Raw genomic sequence first — 20900 nt, 5'->3', positions numbered from 1 at the left:
CCCGGCCTCGGGAGACAGCTGCTATGACCCTTACTCGACGCTTTACCCCCGCTCTGACCGCCTTGGCCACCGTACTGGCCATGGGCACCGCCTATGCGGCGGACACCATCAAAATTGGTATCCCTCAACCCATGACTGGTCCCTCCACCCAATATGGTGACCAAATCCAGGCCGGTGCATTGACCGCAATTGACGCGATTAACGCAGCAGGGGGTGTCAAAGGCAAAAAGCTGGAAGCCGTCCTGATTGACGATGCGTGCGAACCCAAACAGGCGGTGCCTGCAGCCAACCGTGTGGTCAACTCCGGCGCGAAATTCGCCGTAGCCCACGCGTGCTCGGGAACCACGGTGCCTGCCGTGAACATTTACGAGCAGGAAGGCATTGTGGCGATTACTCCCGGTGCGACCTCGCCTCTGGTCACCGACACTATCAAGCCCCATTACTTTTTCCGCACCATTGGTCGTGACGACCAGCAAGGCCCCTTTGCGGCCGACTACATTGCTGACGTCCTCAAGCCCAAGAGCATTGCCGTCCTGCACGACAAGCAGACTTACGGCTCCGGTGTTGCCACGCAAGTGCGTGACGCGCTCAAGAAAAAGAACATGAACATTGTCATGTACGAGGGCATTAACGTCGGTGACAGCGATTACTCGGCCGTAATCACCAAGCTCAAGGGCGTGAACCCCGATCTGATTTATTTCGGTGGTTACCATGCCGAGCTGGGTCTGCTGCTGCGTCAGGCGCGTGAACAAGGCATGACCAACACCTTCATGGGTCCGGAAGGCGTTGCCAACCGCGACCTGGTCGCCATTGCCGGTCCGGCAGTGGAAGGTTTGCTGGTGACCTTGCCAACCGACTTCACCAAGATGCCGGCCAACAAGGATGTGATGGAAAACTTCAGCAAATACAAGCGCAATCCTAACGGGGCCTTTACCTTCCCGGCCTACGCGGCCGTGCAAATTATTGCCGATACAATCAATGCGGTAGGCGAAGATTCGGCCAAGGGAGCCGACTACATGCACGCAAATGCGTTCGATACCGCCATTGGCAAGGTAGAATACGACGCCAAGGGTGATTTGAAGCATTTCGAATTTGCCGTTTTCAAGTGGGATAAAGAAGGTAACTTTGATCTAGTTGAGAAATAAGACTGGATTATGTGCCCCCGCTCTTTACGAAGAACGGGGGCATTGCTTTTGGATGCCCACAAAGCCTTAGAACAAAACGACGGACTCAACGGAAAAAAACAAGCATGTCTGATTTACTCCCTCAGATCGTGCAGCAGCTGTTCAATGGATTATCCTTGGGCGCTATTTATGCACTGATCGCCATCGGCTACACAATGGTCTATGGCATTATCGGAATGATTAACTTTGCCCACGGCGAGATCTACATGATCGGCGCCTATGTCGGGCTGGTAACCCTGACTGCGATTGGCGTAGGCTCGGGTCTGCCCATCTGGCTGATCATTCTTATCATGTTGCTGGTTGCCATCCTGGTAACCGCGGTTTACGGCTATGCGATTGAAAAAGTTGCCTATGCGCCGCTGCGTGGCAGCCCTCGGCTGGTCCCGCTGATCTCGGCCATTGGTATGTCCATTTTCTTGCAGAACTGGGTTGCCCTGGGCCAAGGCGCACGCGATATGGCGGTGCCTACCTTGCTGTCCGGCTCCTTTCAGTTCAGCCTGGGCGCAGACGGCTTTACCGTCACGGCGCCTTACTCACGCGTCATGATCATTGTCGTGACCGTGGTGCTGATGATCATGCTCAGCCTCTACATCAAGTACTCGCGTCTGGGTCGCGCCTCGCGTGCATGTTCACAAGACTTGCGCATGGCCAACCTGCTGGGTATCGACACCAATAAAATCATCTCCTTCACCTTTGTCATCGGCGCCATGCTGGCTGCCGTGGGCGGCGTGCTGATTGCCACCGCCATTGGCAAGCTGAACCCCTTCATCGGCTTTATTGCCGGTATCAAGGCCTTTACGGCAGCCGTGCTGGGCGGTATTGGCAGCATCCCGGGCGCCATGCTGGGCGGTGTCCTGCTGGGTCTGGCAGAAACCTTTGCCGCTGCCTTTATTTCGTCGCAGTACAAGGACATCGTGGCCTTTTTACTGTTGGTCTTTATCCTGCTGTTCCGCCCAACGGGCCTGCTGGGTAAACCCGAGGTGGAGAAAGTCTGATGATGAACCGCTTTAGCAATGCATTTATCGCCGCTGTATTGGCAGGCATTATTGTGGCTCCCGTCTTTGGCCTGCAAATTGTGCGCGCCGGGATGAACACCCATCTGGAAAGCGATTGGCAGATCATTCTGATCGGTATGGCACTGGTCTTTGTGGTCCAGCTGATCCGTCCTAACGTCAATCGCACCAAGATACGTGAAAGCCGCTGGACGCTGCCCAAACTGAGCATGCAGCACAAGAAGATCCTGCTGTACATCGTGATCGCTTGTGCCGTGGTCTGGCCCTTTTTTGGTGGGCGTGCCCAGGTGGATATTGCCACCCTGGTGCTGATCTACATCATGCTGGGCCTGGGGCTGAATATCGTGGTGGGCTTTGCCGGCCTGCTGGACCTGGGCTTTGTGGGCTTTTACGCCGTGGGTGCCTACACTTACGCCTTGCTCTATCACTACGCAGGCTGGGGCTTCTGGGAAGCACTGCCATTAGCGGGTGGTATGGCAGCCCTGTTCGGCTTCCTGCTGGGTTTCCCCGTGCTGCGCTTACGCGGCGACTATCTGGCTATCGTCACCCTGGGTTTTGGTGAAATCATTCGCCTCTTGCTCATCAATATGTATGACCTGACCGGCGGCCCGGATGGCATCTCCGGTATCCCCAAGCCAACCGTATTCGGTTTCCCAATGGCACGCCGTGCACCGGAAGGGCAGACCACCTTCCACGACCTGATGGGCTGGACCTTCAGCAACCAGGACGTGGTGGTGTATCTGTACTTGATGGCCCTGGCTTTGGCCCTGATCACCTTGCTGGTCTCCAGCCGTGTGGTGCGCATGCCTATTGGCCGTGCCTGGGAAGCCCTGCGCGAGGACGAGATTGCTTGCCGTTCGCTGGGCCTGAACCCCACTTCCATCAAACTGTCCGCCTTTACCATGGGCGCCATGTTTGCCGGTTTTGGTGGTGCTTTCTTTGCCGCCCGTCAGGGTCTGGTCAACCCAGAGTCCTTCACCTTTATTGAATCCGCCTTGATCCTGGCCATCGTGGTGCTGGGTGGTATGGGTTCACAAATCGGCGTCATTCTGGCTGCTATTGTGCTGACAGTGGTCCCTGAATTGGCCCGAGAGTTCGCGGAGTATCGGATGTTGATTTTTGGTCTGGTCATGGTGGCCATGATGGTTTGGCGTCCACAGGGCCTGCTGCCTGTGCAACGTCCTCATGTGGAGTTGCGTACATGAGCCCATTACTCCGAGTATCCGATCTGTCGATGCGTTTTGGTGGCTTGCTGGCGGTGGATTCCGTCAGCTTCGATGTGGCTAAAGACGAAGTGTTTGCCATCATCGGCCCCAACGGCGCCGGTAAAACCACGGTATTTAACTGCGTAGGCGGCTTTTACAAGCCCACTTCCGGTTCTGTCACCCTGGAAGACCAGCCCATTCACGGCCTGTCCAGCCACAAGGTGGCACAAAAAGGCCTGGTACGTACCTTCCAGAACGTGCGTCTGTTCAAGAAGCTGACGGTGCTGGAGAACCTGCTGGTTGCCCAGCACAGCCAGCTCAAGGCCGGCTTTTTGTCCGGTCTGCTGAACCTGTCCCGCTACAAGCAGTCCGAAAAGGAAGCTAAAGAGCGTGCAGTGACATGGCTGGACTTCATGGGCCTGACCGATCTGGCCAACCGTGAAGCGGGCAACCTGGCCTACGGCCACCAGCGCCGCCTGGAAATTGCACGTTGCATGATCACCCAGCCGCGCTTGCTGATGCTGGACGAGCCTGCGGCGGGCCTGAATCCCCAAGAAAAACGCGATCTGCAAGCCCTGATCGACCAACTGCGCCGCGAATTTGGCGTGGCCGTCCTGCTGATCGAGCACGATATGAGCCTGGTTATGGGCGTATCAGACCGGATCCTGGTTATGGAATATGGCAAACCCATTGCCACCGGCCTGCCTGAAGAAGTGCGCAATGATCCGCGCGTCATCAAAGCCTATCTGGGGGAAGAATAAGTGCTGAAGCTGGACTCCGTATCTACCCATTACGGCGCTATTCAGGCGCTGGATCAAGTTAGCGTGGACGTGAATCAGGGCGAGATCGTCACCCTGATTGGCGCGAACGGCGCTGGCAAAACCACCTTGCTCATGACCGTTTGCGGCTCGCCCCGAGCCAGCTCGGGCAGCATCAGCTTCATGGGCGAGGACATCACCCACGCCGATACGCACCGCATCATGCGCAAAGGCATCGCCATCTCTCCCGAAGGCCGTCGCGTCTTTCCAGACCTGACCGTGTCGGAAAACCTGAAGATGGGCGGTTTCTTTCTGAACCGCAGCGAGATCGACGAAGGAGAGGAGCACGTCTACAAACTGTTCCCCCGCCTGAAAGAACGCGCTGCGCAACGAGCAGGAACCATGTCAGGTGGTGAGCAGCAAATGCTGGCCATCGGTCGCGCACTGATGAGCAAACCGTCCTTGCTGCTGCTGGACGAACCTACCTTGGGCCTGGCCCCGCTGATCATCGCCCAGATCTTTGACATCATCCGTACCATTCGAGATGAAGGCGTGACGGTGTTTCTGGTAGAGCAGAACGCCAACAAGGCCCTGCAAGTCGCAGACCGTGGCTATGTGCTGGAAACCGGCAAGGTAGTGATGCAGGATACCGGCGCCAATCTGCTGGCGAATCCGGATATTCGGAAGGCGTATCTGGGGGCTTAGACAGCCAGCGAATGCAGCCTCAAAGCGGTAGAGCGTCATCGATTTAAAGCACCGCTTTAATTTACGTGCTTGAAAAAAAACCTGAATCGCAGCTTTTGCTGGATTCAGGTTTTTTTTCGGGTGACAAGTCAACACAAGGCCATCCGCACCAGAACTAAAAGCTATCGATATGCTTGCCGTACGCTTCAGGGGAGCAGAACACGACAGCATCCCCTGAAACCTGATATCGCTAGCTGCGAAACGACTTAATCCTTCAACAAGCCTTCGCCGCGCAGTGCCGCCTTCACACCTTCGTTCTGCTCCATGCGAGCAAAGAAGGCCTTCAGGTTCTTCATGCCCGACAGGTCCAGCTTCATCAGAGCAGCCCAGCGTAGTACCACGTACAGGTAAGCATCAGCCACGGACAAGGAGCCCGACAAGGTTTCTTTACCTTCCAGGTGCTTGTCGATCACGCCCAGTTGCTTGGTCAGCAAGGCAGCGGTCTTGGCCTTGACCTCGGCCTGAGTTGCTTCCTGATCCGCGTAGCGATGCGTACCGAACACCACACCCACGTTGCGGTGGATTTCGGCGTTGAGGAAGGCCAGCCAACGGCGGGCTTCAAAGCGTTGTTCGATGGTGCTGCCAATCAAATTGGCTTGCGGGTTCTTCTCGTTCAGGTATTCCAGAATGGCGATGCTTTGTGTCAGAACCAGATCACCATCGACCAGAACAGGCACAGCGCCGTTGGGGTTCAGTTTCAGGAATTCTTCTTGCTGCAGTTCGTCACGGCTGACGCGCTGGGATTCAAACGGCTTGCCTATCCACTCCAATGCAATGCGGGTCACCAAAGGACAAGCACCAGTCATGTAATACAGTTTCATAAGCTCTCTTTCCAAAAGTGCGATAAACAAATGGCGCGAGCTTGTCGCGCCACTCCAAAATCATCGAGGCTGCAGGTGGCGAGCCAAGAAGCGCTCCATACGCTCGTAAAACTCGAACTTGTTCTCGTCGTTATGGAAGCCGTGGCCTTCGTTATCCTTGACCATGTACTCCACATCCACACCACGCGCTTTCAAAGCGGCAACCATCTGGTCACTTTCTGCCTTGTTCACCCGTGGGTCGTGTGCGCCCTGGGCGATAAATAAGGGAGTGCGGATCTTGTCGGCATGTAAAACGGGGGAGTTGGCTTCCAGCAGCTCTTTATCCTTTTCCGGATCACCTACCATGGCGTGCATTTTCACCAGCAAAGGCTTCCAGTACGGCGGGATGGTATTCATGAAGGTCAGCAAGTTGGACACGCCCACATAGTCCACCGCTGCAGCGTACAAGTCCGGGGTTTTGACGATACCGGCCAAGGTCGCGTATCCACCGTAACTGGCGCCGTAAATGGCAATGCGCTTGGGGTCAGCAATCTTTTGATCGATCAGCCACTGAACGCCATCGGTAATGTCGTCCTGCATGCTCAGGCCCCATTGCTTGAAACCCGCTTCCCAGAACTTGCGTCCATAACCGGTCGAACTGCGGAAGTTGATTTGCAAGACGGCGTAGCCACGGTTGGCCAGGAACTGCACCTCGGGGTTAAAGCCCCAGTAATCGCGCGCCCACGGGCCGCCGTGCGGGTTGATGACCACCGGCAGATTACGGCTGGGGACACCCAAAGGCAGGCTCAGGTAGCCGTGAATCTTCATGCCGTCACGTGCCGTAAATTCGATAGGGTGCATGACCGCCATATCGCTTTCCGGCAAGGCACTGTTGATGACAGCCAGTTTGTGCAAGCTATTGCTGTCCACATCGTAAAGGTAGCGTGAGCCTGGATTGCGATCGCTGTAGCTGGCCACAATCATTTTCTTTTCATCGCGTGTGATGGACTGAATGCTGATCTCGTAGCCCGGCAATTGGCGGGCGATGGCGGCGTGAATTTTCTCGCTGTGCTCGTCAAAGAAATGCTGACCGGGTTTGTCGGTGTAATAATCCACCGAAGTCAACACCTGACGCAGGCGAGAATAGCCAGCTCCCATCAGATCGTGATCGGGTAATTCGTAAATTTTTTCTTCTTCATCCGGCTTGGCAGGGTCAATCAATACCAGGGCCAAGGTGTCGCGACCACGGTTGCTCAAGGCGTAGAAGCGCTGATTGTCGGCATGAAAAAAGAGGGGGCTGACTTCCGTGCGGAAGTCCGTTTGCAAAATGCTGCGGAACGGCTCGGAATCGCTGTCGCGATAACGCAGTTCGGAATCCACACCCGAGATCGAAATCGCCATGCGCACCCGACCTTGATGGTCTGTGCTCCAACCCAGTACATCACCGGGGTTCTCGGCCGCCAATGTGCTTTCACCGGTCAGGACATTGACCTTGTAGACGTCGAACACTTCCGGATTACGGCCGTTGTGCGACACCAGAATATGCTCCGGGTCGTCCGGCAAATCGTCCTGCACCCCGGCACGTACCCCTTCCAGCGGCGTCAGGTCCGTGACTTTGCCAGTCAGCACGTTCACCGCCAGAACGTGATAGTTCTCATCGCCATTGACGTCCTTGGCATAAATAACGGTTTCATCGCCTTTCCAGAAGTACTCGGCAATATCGCGCTGATGTTCGGCGGTGACGCGGCGAGCCTCGCCCACAGGCTCACTGCCTTTTAACTCTTGCACAAAGATATTCTGACGGGCGGGGTGACCGTCGATCTTGACGGGCTCCATAAAGCCGATCATGCGCCCCTGATCCGAAATCCGGAAACCGCTACGCTTGGGATTCTGAAAGAAGTCCCGAATGTCGTACAGTGGGGGAGTGGTGCTCGCGACGTTATCCGGTATCAGGGCGTGGGCGCCCAAAGAGAGCAAGAGGGACAAGAGCATAAGCAATAACCTATAAAACAGGGTTATGAGGGTGAGACCAGGGACAAGCCTGTATCAATCCCATTACTATATCGGATGATGGTCCCAAGCAAAGGCAAGAACCCTCTGAAAATAGGGCCAGAATGCCAGGGGCAGCTCAAGGACAAGGACAGGCATGACTTCTTTGACTCGTATCGTTTTTCTGGATAGGGAAACACTGTCAGACAGCGTAGAGCTGCCGCAGGTTCCCTTTAAGCATGAACTGCAAGTTTACGGACGTACCGCTCCCGATCAAGTGGCCGAACGTATTGCCGATGCCGACATTGTCATCAGCAATAAAGTGGCACTCCGCCGCGAGCATTTGCAGGCCGCGCCCAACTTGAAAATGATCGCATTGGCCGCCACAGGTAGCGACAATATTGATCTGGATGCCGCCCGTGAACGCGGCATTGTGGTCAGCAATATCCGCGACTACGCCGTGCGCAGTGTTCCGGAGCACGTTTTTGCGCTGATCTTTGCCTTGCGCCGCAATATCTGCGCCTACCGCCAATCCGTCAAGGAAGGCCGCTGGCAAGAAGCCCAGCAGTTCTGTTATTTCGACTATCCCATCCGTGATCTGGCAGGCTCCACCTTAGGGCTGATTGGCTCTGGTTCTCTGGGGCAGGCCGTCGCCACCATGGGTCGAGCCCTGGGCATGAAAGTCATCTTTGCTCAACGCCGTGGCCAGACCATCGTCAGCAATGCGGATGACCGCTTGCCCTTTGAGCAAGTGCTGGAGCAAGCCGACGTCCTATCCCTGCATTGCCCCCTGACTGCTGAAACACAAAACATGCTGGGCATGGCCGAGTTCGAGCGTATGGCCCCACGCCGCCCCTTGCTGATCAATACCGCCCGTGGCGGGCTGACCGACGATCAGGCACTGGAGCACGCCTTGCGACAGGGCTGGCTGGGTGGTGCAGGCATTGATGTTTGCACGCCCGAGCCGCCACCCGCTGACCATATCCTGATGCGCTTGTTAGACTTACCCAATTACATTTTGACGCCGCATATAGGCTGGGCCAGTCAGGAGGCCATGCAGGCCCTGGCAAACCAGTTGATCGAAAACATTGTTGCTTTCCACCGCGGCCAAGCACGCCATACGCTGTAAATAATGACTGATTTAAGCTCCTACCAAGCCAATTTCTCCCTCGCTGGTCGCTGTGCGCTGGTGACCGGCTCGTCCGCCGGTCTGGGCCTGGAAATCGCCCGTGCCTACGCCGCCCATGGCGCCCATGTGATTTTGCATGGTCGTAAGGCCAGCAAACTTCTGCCTCTTGCCAACGAGCTTGCAGCTGGCGGTGCCCAGGTGGATACCTGGGAACATGATCTGGCCGATCTGGACTCCTTGCCAGACTCCTATCAAGCCCTGTGCCAGCGCGTCGGCACTCCCGATATTCTGGTGAACAATGTGGGCGTGCGACTACGCAGCCGCTTGCAGGATGCCGATTGGGACGATGTGGAGCATTTGCTGAATGTAGACCTGCTGGCCACGCTGAAACTGTCTAAATACGCGGCCCAAGCCATGCTCAAGGCTCAGACCCGGCACGGCCGTATTGTGACCTTGACCTCCATTGCAGGCCCGCTGGCTCGCCCAGGCGACGCTATTTACCCGGTTGCCAAGCAGGGTCTGGCCGGCATGGTACGAGCACTGGCCGTAGAATTTGGCGGGCAGGGCATTACCAGCAATGGCATCGCCCCCGGTACCTTTGCCACGGAAACCAATGCCGCTCTGGCTCAAGACCCCGTCAAAGGTCCTTTAGTGGTTGGCCGCAACCCCTTGGGACGCTGGGCCAAGCCGGACGAAATCCGCGCTGCCGCTGTGTTCCTGGCCTCTCCGGCTGCTTCCTATGTCAATGGCCATATCGTGGTTGTAGACGGCGGTTTCTCCATTACTTTCTGATTGTTCCCTGACCATGCCGCTACCTCGTCCCATCCGCATCGCGATCAATGGCTATGGCCGCATAGGCCGTTGCCTGCTGCGCGCCATTTACGAATCCCCACGACGCCAGGAATTTGATGTCGTGGTCATTAACGAGCCCGCCACCATAGCCACCATGGCGTATCTGACGCGCTTTGATTCGACCCATGGCGTATTTCCGGCCCAGGTAGAGCACAACGAACACGAGCTGATTGTGGGGGATAAGGCCATCCGGGTGCTGCATGAAACCGACCCCAAATCCATAGACTGGGCGGCGCTGGATCTGGACATGCTGATCGAATGCAGTGGCGCCTTTGGCAGTCGAGCCCAGCTGCAGCAATTTCTGGACGCCGGTTGCCCGCGTGTGCTGCTATCCAATCCCGGCAATAGTGCCCAGGACGTAGATTTCACCGCTGTGCTGGGTATTAACCATGAACAGTTGCAAGGCGACGAACGGATTGTCTCCAACGCCTCCTGCACCACCAATGCCATCATCCCGGTTCTGGCGGAACTGGATAAGACTTTCGGCATACGTCACGCCTTTTTAAGCACGCTGCACTCGGTGATGAACGACCAGCCCATGATCGATGGCTACCACAGCAGCGATCTGGCCCGCACCCGTTCCGCCTTGCAATCCATGATTCCAGTCTCTACTGGGCTGGCAACTGGCGTAGAGCGGCTGTTACCGCAATTAAAAGGCAAAGTTCAGGCCAAATCCATACGCGTCCCTATCTTGAACGTGTCGGCCATTGATCTGATGGTCAACCTGGAACGCGACACCAGCCGGGATGAAATCAACCAGTTGTTCCAGAAAGCGGCGCAGCAATGGCCTGGTATTCTGGACTATTCCGATCAGGCCCATGCCTCGATCGACTTCAATCACAATCCACACTCTGCAGTCGTGGACGGCTCGCAAACCCGAACCAATGGGGATGGGCTGGTCAATATGCTGGTCTGGTTTGACAACGAATGGGGGTTTTCCAACCGCATGCTTGATATTGCCTGTGTGTGGGCTGCGCGCTTTATGCGCCAGCCGTGAACACCCCATTTTCAAACTGAACTGTCTTCCGAATTCTTACAGGAGCCATGATGAGTACGACACGTATTGAACAGGATTCCATGGGAACCATTGAGGTTCCCGCTGACCACTATTGGGGCGCACAGACACAGCGCTCGATCCAGAACTTCCCGATTGGCCGAGACCGCTTCCAGTGGGGCCGCAGCATGATCGAGTCGCTGGGCATCCTGAAAAAATCCACAGCCTTGGCCAACCAGGAACTGGGCGAATTGCCCGACGAGCTGGCCCAGCTGATTGTCAAAGCGGCTGATGAAGTGATTGCAGGCCAGTGGGATACCGAGTTCCCGCTGGTGGTGTTCCAGACCGGCTCTGGCACCCAAAGCAATATGAACGTGAACGAGGTAATCTCCAACCGCGCCATTGAGCTGGCTGGTGGCGAGAAGGGCAGCAAAAAGCCCGTCCACCCGAATGACCACGTGAACCGCGGCCAATCCTCCAACGATACTTTCCCCACCGCCATGTACATCGCTGTGGGTCTGGAATGTCATCGCCGCCTGCGCAAAGACGTAGGCCAGTTGCGCGACACTCTGGCCGCCAAAGCCAAGCAATTCAACAGCATTGTGAAAACCGGCCGTACCCACTTGCAAGATGCCACGCCCATCACGCTGGGCCAGGAAATTGGTGCCTGGGTGGCGCAGATTGATTTCGGCCTGCAAACCGTGGACAAGGCTCTGGACGGTATCTACCAACTGGCGATTGGCGGCACCGCCGTGGGTACGGGTCTGAACGCCCACCCTCAGTTTGGCGAACGCACAGCAGCCCATATTGCCAAGATCACAGGCTTGCCATTCCAGGCGGCTGAAAACAAGTTCTTCGCACTGTCGGCTCACGACGCGCTGGTGAACCTGTCTGCTTCCTTGCGCACCTTGGCCGGTGCCTTGATGAAAATGGCCAACGACGTGCGCTGGCTGGCCAGCGGCCCCCGCTGCGGGATTGGCGAGCTACAAATTCCCGAGAACGAGCCCGGCTCCTCCATCATGCCCGGCAAGGTCAACCCCACTCAGTGCGAAGCGCTGACCATGGTGGCCGTGCAGGTGTACGGTAACGACGCGGCGGTGGGCTTTGCCGGCAGCCAGGGCAATTTTCAGTTGAACGTCTACAAACCAGTGATGGTGCACAATGTGCTGGAAAGCATTGCCCTGATCAGCGACGCATGCCTGGCCTTTGACGAGCATTGTGCTCAAGGTCTGGAGCCTGTCATGGAAAAGATCCAGCACAATCTGGACCAGAACCTGATGCTGGTCACCGCCCTGAACCGTCACATCGGCTACGACAAGGCCGCCTACATTGCCAAGACAGCCCACAAGGAAGGCCTGACCCTGCGTGAGTCCGCCCTGAAATCCGGCTATCTGACTAACGAGCAGTACGATCAGTGGATTGTGCCACTGGATATGACCCACCCAGGCTAAATTCAGCCTCGCTTGTGCTTGAGCGTATTCGCCCCTTCAACGGGGCGACTACGTAAACAGCGTAGCCATTTGTCCCTATGAAAGAGTAGGGGAGTGTTCCATCCCACCTATCTGCCTTTCACTGCCTTATGCGTATAAAGAAAACCTTCAGTTTGTCCTCTGCATTTGCAGCCACCGTGCTGGGTCTGGCCGTAGCCACGGCCACAGTATCGGCCCAGGCACAATCTGAACCTGTTCCTGCCATCAGCGGACCGGCTGTCTCGGTTGAGACCCTGGTCAGTGGGCTGGAACACCCTTGGGCCATGGCTTTTTTGCCAAATAATGCCGGCATTCTGATTACCGAGCGCCCAGGCCGCCTGCGTGTTTGGACTCAGGAAAACGGCCTGTCCGAACCGATTGCCGGTGTACCTAAAGTCCATGCGCAGTCCCAGGGGGGCTTGCTGGATGTCGCTCTGGCCCCGGATTTTTTCCGTAGCCGTCGTATTTATCTGGCTTATGCCGAGCGCCGCGACAAACAGAACTCGGCCACCACCGTCGGTTATGGCGTGCTGTCGTCGGACTTGAAACGCATCGACGCCTTCCGCCCGATTTTCCGTCAGGAACCGGCCTTGTCCACCGGACAGCACTATGGTGTGCGTATGGCTTTTGATCCCGGGGGACGAGACCTGTATATCGCCCTGGGCGAGAACAATCAGCCGGCCACGGCTCAGCAGCTGGATCACCTGCAAGGTAAAGTCGTGCGTATTCGCCCGGATGGCATTGTGCCGCGCGACAATCCTTTCCGCAGTCAACGTAGTGCCAGAGCAGAAATCTGGAGCTATGGCCACCGCAACCCGCAAGGCATGGCCTGGAACCCTTGGACAAACGAGTTGTGGGTGGCTGAACATGGCCCGCAAGGCGGCGATGAACTGAACCGGATTCAAGCCGGCGCCAACTATGGCTGGCCCTTGCGTACCGAAGGGCAAGGCTATGACGGCAAACCCATTCCCAACGCCAGCCCCACACCGCTTGAGGGGCTGACCGAGCCTTTCCACTACTGGTCAGTCTCGCCCGCCATCAGCGGCATGGCTTTCTATAACAACGAACGCGTCCCGGACTGGCAGCACAGCCTGTTTGTAGGTGCCTTGAAAGAACAAGCTTTGATTCGTCTGGAATTTGATGAAGAGGACGGCCACATCGTCGGTGAAGAGCGCTTGCTGCAAGACTTGAAGCAGCGTATCCGGGATGTGCGTGTCGGGCCGGATGGCGATGTCTATGTGCTGACCGACGAAAGCGACGGCCAGCTACTGCGCATTCAGCCCAAGCCTTGAGCCCTTAAAAAAGGCCGTCACAAGGACGGCCTGTACAGACTGAGCAGTCAGCTCAATTACTTGATCAAGGTTACTGGCACATTCACCAGGCTCAGCACCTTGGTCGTGACCGAACCCAGAACCAGGCCGGGCAGGGCGCTCAAGCCGCGCGTACCCATCACAATGTGATCGATCTGGTTCTTCTCTACATATTCTTTAATCGTTTGGGCGGCATTACCGGCAATAATGCTTTCCTTGATTTTCAGGGGAGAACCGGCGAGTACGGAACGAGCGGGCAGGAGCGCATTGCTGCCTTCGTCCTGGTAGTAAGCCTGCAGCACATCTTCCGAGAAAAAGCGTTTGACGTTACCCGACACGATCGGAGTAGGAACAGCCAGCACGTGCAAAGTGGCTTCTGGTTTGCCCGTTAGGATGTCCACGGCGGTTTTCAAAGCACGAGTGGAAGCATCAGACCCATCGACAGGAACGAGAACATTAAGCATGAAGACCTCTTGTAGTGTGTGAACTGTTTAAGTATGAAGCAATAACTTCTACTAGGACATTACAGAATAAGCGCGCAGACCAGCTTGATCAGTATCAAGACCCACCGCTATTTGCTAAAGACTGTTCTATCATAACCGTATGATCTCGGTATGGATGCCACATCACCCCGTTTATGTGTGGAAAAAAAACAAGCGCCACATCCGGTCGTCCCACCATTCCTTGAGCCCGTTTTTCTTAGGAGATATCCCTCATGAGCTTGAAGCAGCTACTGGTCTGTACGGCCTTGTTCAGTGCCGGTTTCAGCGCCCAGGCGGCCGAGGCCAGCTTTGACTCGGTCAAGGATGTGCTGACCAGAAATGCTTGTTTGTCCTGTCATACCGTAGACAGAAAAGTGGTCGGCCCCGCCTATAAGGACATAGCCAACATGCGCAAGGACGATCCAGCCAACGCTGAAATCATCGCCCAACATATCCGTCAAGGCAGCAAGGGCGTCTATGGACCGCTGCCCATGCCTGCGAATGCAGCCATTTCTGATGCCGACATCAAGGCGGTGGTGGCTTGGATCATGGCGGGTGCGCCAAAAGAGTAAGCAGGGTGTTTACACGGTGGGAAACGGTCATCCAGGGATGGCCGTTTTTATTGGCTGAACAGGATTGCGGTTGTCCACGCAATCCTGCGATCATCGTTTTGATGGAAAAAGACAAGCGCAGCAGCTGCGGTCAATGGCCAGACTTCAAAATCTCAAAACAATAAAAAACTGGGTGCATCCATAACCAGGCTTTTCGCCATTATCGGATTGACTTAAAGGCTGTCGTCCCCACTCATCTTTTGGGCGTATCGCGCAGGCTGAAAGCTCCAGGCCATGATGGCCACCAATACCGCCATTGCCGCATGCAACATCCAGCCTGCCTGAAAGCCATTACTCATTTCACGCAACTGCACGCTGATCATGGGAAAGAGGGCGGCAATCGGAAAGCCACCGCCTTGCATCAAGGCACTCAAGGTCCCGGCACGGGCTGCATCCGGAAAGTGATCCAGAGCCACTAACAGCAGCAAGGAAAAGCAGCCGCCCAAGCCGATGCCGATAATAATCGCCCACAGATAGGGGGCCATATCGGGAATATAGGCAAAGGCCAGGAAGCCCACGAACTGACACGCCAGCGCCAGCCATACCCACATGCGGCGATCTTTATTCTTGGCCGCCAAGGTAGGCAAGCCAAAGGCGGCAATGGCTTGTGCCACCGACAGGACCGCCACCAGGCTACCGCTGGCTTCAGCCGTCCAGCCCCGGTCTTGATAGAACGTCGCCAGCCAGGTCACCAAAGAGGCATAGCCGCCATTGATCAGGCCAAAACACACAATCAAGGTCCAGGTGCGAGGGCGAGCCAGCAAGGACAAGGACGGGGGAGACAAATTCGCGCCCGGAGCTTCACGCGGCACCACTTTCCAGGCAATCCACAAGGCCACGCTGATCGGCAAGGCCCAGAAAGCCAGCGCGATACGCCAGCTGTCCGTCAAGGAGCTGACCCACGGCGTAATCTGCGCACCCAAAGCACCCCCACCCATCAAGGTCGCGGAGTACACCCCGGTGACCTGAGCGATATGGCGCGGAAACTGTTCCTTGATCAAACCGGGCATCCCCGCTTGCAGCAAGGACACGCCCAAACCACAGATCAGCGCTGTTGCAATCAGGCTGGCCCCATTAGGCACAAACCAGCGCAGCACACAGCCCAGGCACAGCAAGAGCAAAGATGTAATCAAGACATGGCGCAGTGCCAGGACGCGCCGCAAGGAGGGCATGCAGAAAGCGCCCAGTCCCATCACCATCATGGGCAGCAAAGTCAGCCAGGCCAGGCTGCTCAAGGACATATTCAACCCTTGGGCCACCTGTCGTGCCAAGGTGCCGCTGGAGGTCAGAAAAGGGCGCAGGTTCAAGCCGACCAGAATGACGAAAGCCAGCCACAAAGCTGGGCTGGCTTGAACACCCGTCGACGACGGGGCAGTCTGAGTAGAAGACATAAAATCGTTATTGTTGTGATTGGAAGAAAAATGCAGCCGCCGAGTCGGCGACGTTTAAGGATTCGCGCCAGCCTGTTCCAGAATCTCGGCCATCTCTGTCTGGCTGCGCTGGCGAGCCAGGCTCAAGGGACGCACTCCCTGACGATCCGGCAGGTTCACATCCGCTCCGGCCTTGATCAGCAAACGCAGCACTTCCTGGTGGTCCGGCCCGCCATCAGAGAGCACAATCGCCTCATGCAAGGCAGTCCAGCCCAAGTAATTCACATGGTTAGGGTCGACCCCCGCCGCCAGTAAAAGGCGCACAACATCGACATAACCGTGCTCAGCCGCTGGAATCAGCGCCGTACCACCATAACGGTTCACGCTACGCAGATCGGCTCCGTTCTCCAGAGTCATGCGCAGGATTTCCAGACGACCTTGTGCACCCGCGACCAAGTAAGGGCTGTCGTGAATGGAGTCGGCCTGATTTACATCCGCACCGGCACGTATCAACTGCCGGGCAATATCAATATGGTTTAACCAGGTTGCACGTAACAAGGGGCTTTGCCCTTGATCGTCGCTGACACTGACGCTGGCGCGAGCCCGCTTTTCTGAAAGAATCTCGCGCACTTTGGCGCTATCGCCTTGCTCTACCGCTTCCAGCAATACTGTTTGTGACCACACGCTGCCACTCCCCAAGGCCAAACTCATCACCATTCCAGCCAGCAAGCTTTGCAGTGCTGCTTTCATGCGCTTCCCCCCCCGTCATGGCATTGGCTCCACAGGACCAAACGTTTATAAATAGCATAGATAGGCTTTGGGCAACACCGATTCATAAGCATACTGCTTATTTTCTTACGGATAAGCTTGACCGGCTGCGGCCACATCCAGTTCGGGCTGAGACATCAATCTATCCAGCTCGCTACGCAGATAATTAAGGAACACGCGCGTCTTCTGCGGCATCAGACGCGAGGGGAGCAAAGCCAGAATAGGAAAGGGGGCAAACTCCCAATCTGGCAAGACACGCTCCAGGTGTGCGCAATCCGGATCCAATTTTCGTTCCAGCAAGGAAGAGAAGGTAATACCCAAGTCATGCACGGCCAGTTTGCGCATCATGATGGCGTTATTGACGGTAATGGAACCCTCCACAATCGCGTCATAGCGCTCCTGATTCGGACCACGCAAGGACCAGACTCGATCCGAGCTGGCGGGGCGGGCACAAATACAAGTATGGCCTGCCAGTTCAGAAGGATGCTTGGGTCGCCCTTTGCGGTCCAGATAGTTGCGGGTGGCATACAGCCCCAGGCGAATCTGTCCTAACATGGTGGCCACTGCGCTGGAGTCAGGCTGGGCACCCACACGGATGACGCAATCGTAGTTGTCGGCCTGCAAATCAATAGGCCGTATGGTCAGGTCAAACTCCAGCTCAATATCCGGGTACTGTTGATTAAAGCCCCGGATAATGGCGGGCATCAGCACAATGCTGAAACTGGCAGGCATGGAAACCCGCAAACGTCCTTTGGGGGTCTGAGCCACATCCAGCAATTGCTCATGAGCCAGACGAGCCTGTTCGACGACAGCCAGGCAACGCTCAAAATACACTTGTCCCGCGTCGGTCACATCTACATTGCGCGTGCTGCGTTTGAGCAAGGCCACACCCACTTCTTTTTCCAGTTCACGGATACGGCGTGACACGGTGGAAACCGGCATTCCCAGGGCTTGGGCAGCACGGCTAAAGTGGCGGGCACGAGCCACTTCCACGAAGATCGCGATGTCGTTGAGCAGGGGACCGGCAATAATGGTACTCATTTGAATTGTTCCATGAATGGAAATACGTTTGCAATATTAAGGGTTTTTACCAAGTTTAGAAAGGCTCATACTCCATCTAACGATTCGCTAAACACAACAGCGAACCACTGAAAAACACACCGTAGATTTGGAGTAAAGAATGAAAAACATTGCACGCGCAACTATCGCCAGCCTGATTCTTGGTGCCACCGCTTTGAGCGGCACTGCCATGGCAGCTACCAACAATGTCGCTACCGGCGAAAACCTGGGCTACCCAGCAATTGAATCGACCGACGCTCCTTTGAGCCGTCAGCAAGTCGTTCAAGAACTGGCTGCTGCTCAAGAGCAAGGCTACATTAGCACGGGTTCCATGGGCGACTACCCACGTATCGATACCAGCTCCAAGCTGAGCCGTGATCAGGTTGCAGCAGAAGCCAAAGACTGGAACAACAACGGCACCTTTGTTGCTTACTAAGCTGCTGATTGATCCCTAATTAGTCGTAGTTCCCCCTTGAAACGCCTCTTCGGAGGCGTTTTTTTTATCAGCTGTTGACCTTCCCATCGGGTCAAGCCCTAAAGTGGCTTCATTGACGATCCATTGAAGGGTGATTTCGATGACAAGCAGCGCTTCAAACAAGGGCTCACGCCTGACTTTAGATGTGGAAGGCATGACATGTGCTTCCTGCGTCAGTCGGGTTGAAAAGATTATTGGCAAAGTCCCCGGTGTGCAATCGGCCCAGGTAAATCTGGCCACCAACAAGGCCACCGTGGAATTTGAGGGTGCCGCCCCGGTCGACGCCATTATGCAGGCAGTGGAAAAGGGTGGTTACAAAATTTCCCAGCAAGACATTGTGCTGGACGTGCAGGACATGACCTGCGCCTCCTGCGTGGGCCGCGTTGAAAAGGCCTTGCTGAAGGTGCCGGGCGTACAAAAAGCCTCGGTCAATCTGGCAACCGCCAAAGCGCACGTGCAAGTGGCGCAGGGTGTGAAAGCTCCTGAGCTGATCCAGGCGGTAAGCAAAGCGGGCTATCCCGCCAGCCTTGCCGAAGCGGCTGTCACGAATGACCAGTTCGAGCGTGCCGAACAAACCTACGAAACGCTGCGCAAGCGTTTCTGGCTGGCGACAGTACTGGCCTTGCCCGTTTTCATTCTGGAAATGGGCGGCCATATGGTGCCTGCTTTCCATCACTGGGTGGCCAGCACCATAGGTACACAAAACAGCTGGCTGATCCAGTTCGTGCTGACCACGCTGGTTTTGCTGTTCCCAGGCCGCGAGTTCTACACCAAAGGGATTCCTGTTCTCTTGCGCGGTGGTCCGGACATGAACTCGCTGGTCGCTGTGGGCACCCTGGCGGCCTACAGCTTCTCGCTGGTGGCTACCTTTGCGCCACAGTGGCTGCCTTCCGAATCCGTCTACGTGTACTTTGAAGCTGCCGCTGTCATCGTCGCCCTGATTTTGCTGGGCCGTGTCATGGAAGCGCGCGCCAAAGGTCGCACGTCTGAAGCCATTCAACGCCTGCTCAGCCTGCAGCCGCCTACCGCTCGTGTACGTCGCGACGGTCAAGAAATTGAGCTGCCCCTGGCAGACCTGCATACGGGCGATGTCGTGCTGGTTCGTCCCGGCGAGCGTATCCCCGTTGATGGAGATGTTCTTGCCGGTCAGAGCTATGTGGATGAATCCATGGTGACAGGCGAATCCATTGCCGTGTCCAAATCCCAGGGCGATAAAGTCATTGGTGGCACAGTGAACCAAAAAGGTTCGCTGGAATTTGAGGCTACCGCCGTGGGGCAGGACACCGTACTGGCCAATATTGTTTCCATGGTAGAGCAGGCCCAAGGCTCCAAGCTGCCTATTCAAGCCGTGGTCGACAAAATCACGCTGTGGTTTGTACCCGCCGTCATGACACTGGCCGTCTTGACCGCCATTGTCTGGCTGATTTTTGGCCCATCGCCCGCATTGAGCTTTGCACTGGTTAATGCCGTCGCTGTGCTGATTATTGCTTGCCCATGTGCCATGGGTCTGGCCACGCCAACCTCCATCATGGTGGGGACGGGCCGAGCCGCACAGGCTGGCGTGCTGTTCCGTAAAGGGGACTCTCTGCAAGCACTGCGTGATGTAAAAGTCGTGGCCGTGGATAAAACAGGCACCCTGACCAAGGGCGCGCCCGAACTGACCGATTTTGTCTGCGCACCCGGAGAGAACCAGGATCGGGCTTTGGCAGCGATTGCCGCTCTGGAAAACTACTCCGAGCATCCGATCGCCCAAGCCATTGTCAGCGCCGCCAAGGAAAAGCAAATCACCTTGCCCAAGGCTGAGCAGTTTGAGTCCCTGACAGGCCTGGGTGTCACCGCCCAAATCGGAGCTGACCAATGGCATGTGGGTGCAGATCGCCTGATGACGCAATTAGGGGCGGACCTGTCCGCCTTTACCGAGCAAGCCCAGACGCTGGCGCAGGACGGCAAAACCCCCATGTACGCCGCCCGCAACAAGCAGGTCATTGCCTTGCTGGCCGTGGCTGACCCGATCAAGGAAACCACGCCGCGCGCCATCGAGCAGTTGCATGCCCGTGGCATCAAGGTCGTCATGATTACCGGCGATAACCGCCACACAGCTAATGCCATTGCCCGCCGTCTCAATATTGACGAAGTGGTGGCGGAAGTCATGCCTGAAGGCAAGGTGCAAGCGGTTCAGGCCTTGCGCGATACCCATCAACATCTGGCCTATGTCGGCGATGGCATCAACGATGCACCCGCTCTGGCTGTAGCAGACGTGGGGATTGCAATTGGCACCGGAACGGACATTGCCATTGAAGCGGCTGATGTAGTCTTGATGTCGGGCGATATGCAAGGCGTGGTCACCGCGATTGCCTTGTCCCACGCCACCATGCGCAATATCCGTCAAAACCTGTTCTGGGCCTTTGCCTATAACGTGGCACTGATTCCGGTAGCAGCGGGCGTGCTCTATCCCTTTAACGGCACTTTGCTCTCGCCCATGTTTGCCGCTGGCGCCATGGCCTTGTCTAGTGTCTTTGTGGTCAGCAATGCCTTGCGTTTGCGGCGGGTGAAGCTGAACTAAGGTACCCGCACAACACGTTTCACTGCCGCGCAGTAGAACCCGGTGTAAACCAAGAGGTTCTTTCAAGCAGAGAAACAAATGCCGCCCCGGTTGGGCGGCATTTTTCAGCAAGGCGATATTGCCAA

20 protein-coding genes are annotated in these 20900 nt (G+C 56.3%); 13 read left to right on the top strand and 7 right to left on the bottom strand.

Annotated elements, in window-relative coordinates:
- Nucleotides 1-23 precede the first annotated feature (23 nt).
- From N879_RS02165 to N879_RS20275, 5 genes are all read left to right on the top strand, one after another.
- Nucleotides 24-1145: a high-affinity branched-chain amino acid ABC transporter substrate-binding protein gene (locus tag N879_RS02165; protein ID WP_009453957.1), complete on the top strand. Its 1122-nt coding sequence runs from the start codon at nt 24-26 to the stop codon at nt 1143-1145.
- Nucleotides 1146-1249: 104 nt separating this feature from the next.
- Nucleotides 1250-2179: a high-affinity branched-chain amino acid ABC transporter permease LivH gene (gene livH, locus N879_RS02160; RefSeq protein WP_009453959.1), complete on the top strand. Its 930-nt coding sequence runs from the start codon at nt 1250-1252 to the stop codon at nt 2177-2179.
- Complete coding sequence (locus N879_RS02155; protein WP_021446595.1) at nt 2179-3402, top strand: high-affinity branched-chain amino acid ABC transporter permease LivM; 1224 nt, start codon at nt 2179-2181, stop codon at nt 3400-3402. Before livH ends, N879_RS02155 begins: the two co-directional genes overlap by 1 nt.
- Nucleotides 3399-4163 (top strand): high-affinity branched-chain amino acid ABC transporter ATP-binding protein LivG, encoded by a 765-nt coding sequence (livG, locus tag N879_RS20280; protein ID WP_009453965.1) that lies wholly within the window; start codon nt 3399-3401, stop codon nt 4161-4163. Before N879_RS02155 ends, livG begins: the two co-directional genes overlap by 4 nt.
- Nucleotides 4164-4865 carry an ABC transporter ATP-binding protein gene (locus N879_RS20275; protein WP_009453966.1) on the top strand — a complete coding sequence of 234 codons (702 nt, stop codon included), beginning with the start codon at nt 4164-4166 and terminating at the stop codon, nt 4863-4865. It begins immediately after the preceding gene.
- A 245-nt stretch (nt 4866-5110) separates the two neighbouring features.
- Here the strand turns inward: N879_RS20275 and N879_RS02140 are convergent, their stop codons facing one another.
- Nucleotides 5111-5725 carry a glutathione S-transferase family protein gene (locus N879_RS02140; protein WP_009453967.1) on the bottom strand — a complete coding sequence of 205 codons (615 nt, stop codon included), beginning with the start codon at nt 5723-5725 and terminating at the stop codon, nt 5111-5113.
- A gap of 60 nt (nt 5726-5785) precedes the next feature.
- Nucleotides 5786-7696: a S9 family peptidase gene (locus tag N879_RS02135; RefSeq protein ID WP_009453968.1), complete on the bottom strand. Its 1911-nt coding sequence runs from the start codon at nt 7694-7696 to the stop codon at nt 5786-5788.
- A 154-nt stretch (nt 7697-7850) separates the two neighbouring features.
- On the opposite strand from N879_RS02135, the gene N879_RS02130 reads away from it, so the two are divergent.
- From N879_RS02130 to N879_RS02110, 5 genes are all read left to right on the top strand, one after another.
- Nucleotides 7851-8822 (top strand): D-2-hydroxyacid dehydrogenase, encoded by a 972-nt coding sequence (locus N879_RS02130; protein WP_009453969.1) that lies wholly within the window; start codon nt 7851-7853, stop codon nt 8820-8822.
- A 3-nt stretch (nt 8823-8825) separates the two neighbouring features.
- Nucleotides 8826-9614, top strand: a complete 789-nt coding sequence (locus N879_RS02125) for an SDR family oxidoreductase (protein WP_021446592.1) — start codon at nt 8826-8828, stop codon at nt 9612-9614.
- 13 nt (nt 9615-9627) lie between these two features.
- The gene (locus tag N879_RS02120) at nt 9628-10671 is read left to right on the top strand and encodes a type I glyceraldehyde-3-phosphate dehydrogenase (protein ID WP_009453973.1); all 1044 of its coding nucleotides are present in this window, start codon (nt 9628-9630) and stop codon (nt 10669-10671) included.
- Nucleotides 10672-10721: 50 nt separating this feature from the next.
- Complete coding sequence (fumC, locus tag N879_RS02115; RefSeq protein ID WP_009453975.1) at nt 10722-12119, top strand: class II fumarate hydratase; 1398 nt, start codon at nt 10722-10724, stop codon at nt 12117-12119.
- Between the two features lie 128 nt (nt 12120-12247).
- Nucleotides 12248-13429, top strand: coding sequence for a PQQ-dependent sugar dehydrogenase (locus N879_RS02110; protein WP_021446591.1), 1182 nt, complete (start codon nt 12248-12250; stop codon nt 13427-13429).
- A gap of 56 nt (nt 13430-13485) precedes the next feature.
- Here the strand turns inward: N879_RS02110 and N879_RS02105 are convergent, their stop codons facing one another.
- Nucleotides 13486-13911, bottom strand: a complete 426-nt coding sequence (locus N879_RS02105; RefSeq protein ID WP_009453980.1) for a universal stress protein — start codon at nt 13909-13911, stop codon at nt 13486-13488.
- 251 nt (nt 13912-14162) lie between these two features.
- Here N879_RS02105 and N879_RS02100 point away from each other — a divergent pair, with 251 nt between their 5' ends.
- Entirely contained in the window at nt 14163-14501 is a 339-nt protein-coding gene (locus N879_RS02100) for a c-type cytochrome (protein WP_009453982.1), read from the top strand.
- Nucleotides 14502-14713: 212 nt separating this feature from the next.
- Here N879_RS02100 and N879_RS02095 read toward each other — a convergent pair whose 3' ends face one another.
- The 3 genes from N879_RS02095 to N879_RS02085 form a co-directional block, all read right to left on the bottom strand.
- Nucleotides 14714-15931, bottom strand: coding sequence for a cyanate transporter (locus N879_RS02095; protein ID WP_021446590.1), 1218 nt, complete (start codon nt 15929-15931; stop codon nt 14714-14716).
- A 54-nt stretch (nt 15932-15985) separates the two neighbouring features.
- The gene (locus N879_RS02090; protein ID WP_009453986.1) at nt 15986-16660 is read right to left on the bottom strand and encodes an ankyrin repeat domain-containing protein; all 675 of its coding nucleotides are present in this window, start codon (nt 16658-16660) and stop codon (nt 15986-15988) included.
- Between the two features lie 105 nt (nt 16661-16765).
- Complete coding sequence (locus N879_RS02085; protein WP_009453987.1) at nt 16766-17719, bottom strand: LysR family transcriptional regulator; 954 nt, start codon at nt 17717-17719, stop codon at nt 16766-16768.
- A gap of 139 nt (nt 17720-17858) precedes the next feature.
- Here N879_RS02085 and N879_RS02080 point away from each other — a divergent pair, with 139 nt between their 5' ends.
- Nucleotides 17859-18173, top strand: coding sequence for a DUF4148 domain-containing protein (locus tag N879_RS02080; protein WP_009453988.1), 315 nt, complete (start codon nt 17859-17861; stop codon nt 18171-18173).
- Between the two features lie 15 nt (nt 18174-18188).
- Here N879_RS02080 and N879_RS20610 read toward each other — a convergent pair whose 3' ends face one another.
- Nucleotides 18189-18368 (bottom strand): hypothetical protein, encoded by a 180-nt coding sequence (locus tag N879_RS20610; protein ID WP_021446589.1) that lies wholly within the window; start codon nt 18366-18368, stop codon nt 18189-18191.
- On the opposite strand from N879_RS20610, the gene N879_RS02075 reads away from it, so the two are divergent.
- Nucleotides 18367-20775, top strand: a complete 2409-nt coding sequence (locus N879_RS02075; protein ID WP_021446588.1) for a heavy metal translocating P-type ATPase — start codon at nt 18367-18369, stop codon at nt 20773-20775. The two genes, N879_RS20610 and N879_RS02075, sit on opposite strands and share 2 nt — an antisense overlap.
- The last annotated feature ends 125 nt before the right edge of the window (nt 20776-20900 follow it).

This window comes from Alcaligenes sp. EGD-AK7 (assembly GCF_000465875.3).
GTDB lineage: Bacteria > Pseudomonadota > Gammaproteobacteria > Burkholderiales > Burkholderiaceae_B > Alcaligenes > Alcaligenes phenolicus.
The sequence above is the reverse complement of the archived record's forward strand: the minus strand, read 5'-3'. Positions and strand labels throughout refer to the sequence as shown.

Coding starts and splice junctions, on each gene's coding strand:
- N879_RS02090 (WP_009453986.1), bottom strand. CDS start 16,660: ATGAAAGCAGCACTGCAAAGCTTGCTGGCTGGAATGGTGATGAGTTTG.
- N879_RS02110 (WP_021446591.1), top strand. CDS start 12,248: ATGCGTATAAAGAAAACCTTCAGTTTGTCCTCTGCATTTGCAGCCACC.
- N879_RS20610 (WP_021446589.1), bottom strand. CDS start 18,368: ATGCCTTCCACATCTAAAGTCAGGCGTGAGCCCTTGTTTGAAGCGCTG.
- N879_RS02155 (WP_021446595.1), top strand. CDS start 2,179: ATGATGAACCGCTTTAGCAATGCATTTATCGCCGCTGTATTGGCAGGC.
- N879_RS02130 (WP_009453969.1), top strand. CDS start 7,851: ATGACTTCTTTGACTCGTATCGTTTTTCTGGATAGGGAAACACTGTCA.
- N879_RS02105 (WP_009453980.1), bottom strand. CDS start 13,911: ATGCTTAATGTTCTCGTTCCTGTCGATGGGTCTGATGCTTCCACTCGT.
- N879_RS02165 (WP_009453957.1), top strand. CDS start 24: ATGACCCTTACTCGACGCTTTACCCCCGCTCTGACCGCCTTGGCCACC.
- N879_RS02100 (WP_009453982.1), top strand. CDS start 14,163: ATGAGCTTGAAGCAGCTACTGGTCTGTACGGCCTTGTTCAGTGCCGGT.
- fumC (WP_009453975.1), top strand. CDS start 10,722: ATGAGTACGACACGTATTGAACAGGATTCCATGGGAACCATTGAGGTT.
- livG (WP_009453965.1), top strand. CDS start 3,399: ATGAGCCCATTACTCCGAGTATCCGATCTGTCGATGCGTTTTGGTGGC.
- N879_RS02140 (WP_009453967.1), bottom strand. CDS start 5,725: ATGAAACTGTATTACATGACTGGTGCTTGTCCTTTGGTGACCCGCATT.
- N879_RS02120 (WP_009453973.1), top strand. CDS start 9,628: ATGCCGCTACCTCGTCCCATCCGCATCGCGATCAATGGCTATGGCCGC.
- livH (WP_009453959.1), top strand. CDS start 1,250: ATGTCTGATTTACTCCCTCAGATCGTGCAGCAGCTGTTCAATGGATTA.
- N879_RS02125 (WP_021446592.1), top strand. CDS start 8,826: ATGACTGATTTAAGCTCCTACCAAGCCAATTTCTCCCTCGCTGGTCGC.
- N879_RS02135 (WP_009453968.1), bottom strand. CDS start 7,696: ATGCTCTTGTCCCTCTTGCTCTCTTTGGGCGCCCACGCCCTGATACCG.
- N879_RS02080 (WP_009453988.1), top strand. CDS start 17,859: ATGAAAAACATTGCACGCGCAACTATCGCCAGCCTGATTCTTGGTGCC.
- N879_RS02075 (WP_021446588.1), top strand. CDS start 18,367: ATGACATGTGCTTCCTGCGTCAGTCGGGTTGAAAAGATTATTGGCAAA.
- N879_RS02095 (WP_021446590.1), bottom strand. CDS start 15,931: ATGTCTTCTACTCAGACTGCCCCGTCGTCGACGGGTGTTCAAGCCAGC.
- N879_RS02085 (WP_009453987.1), bottom strand. CDS start 17,719: ATGAGTACCATTATTGCCGGTCCCCTGCTCAACGACATCGCGATCTTC.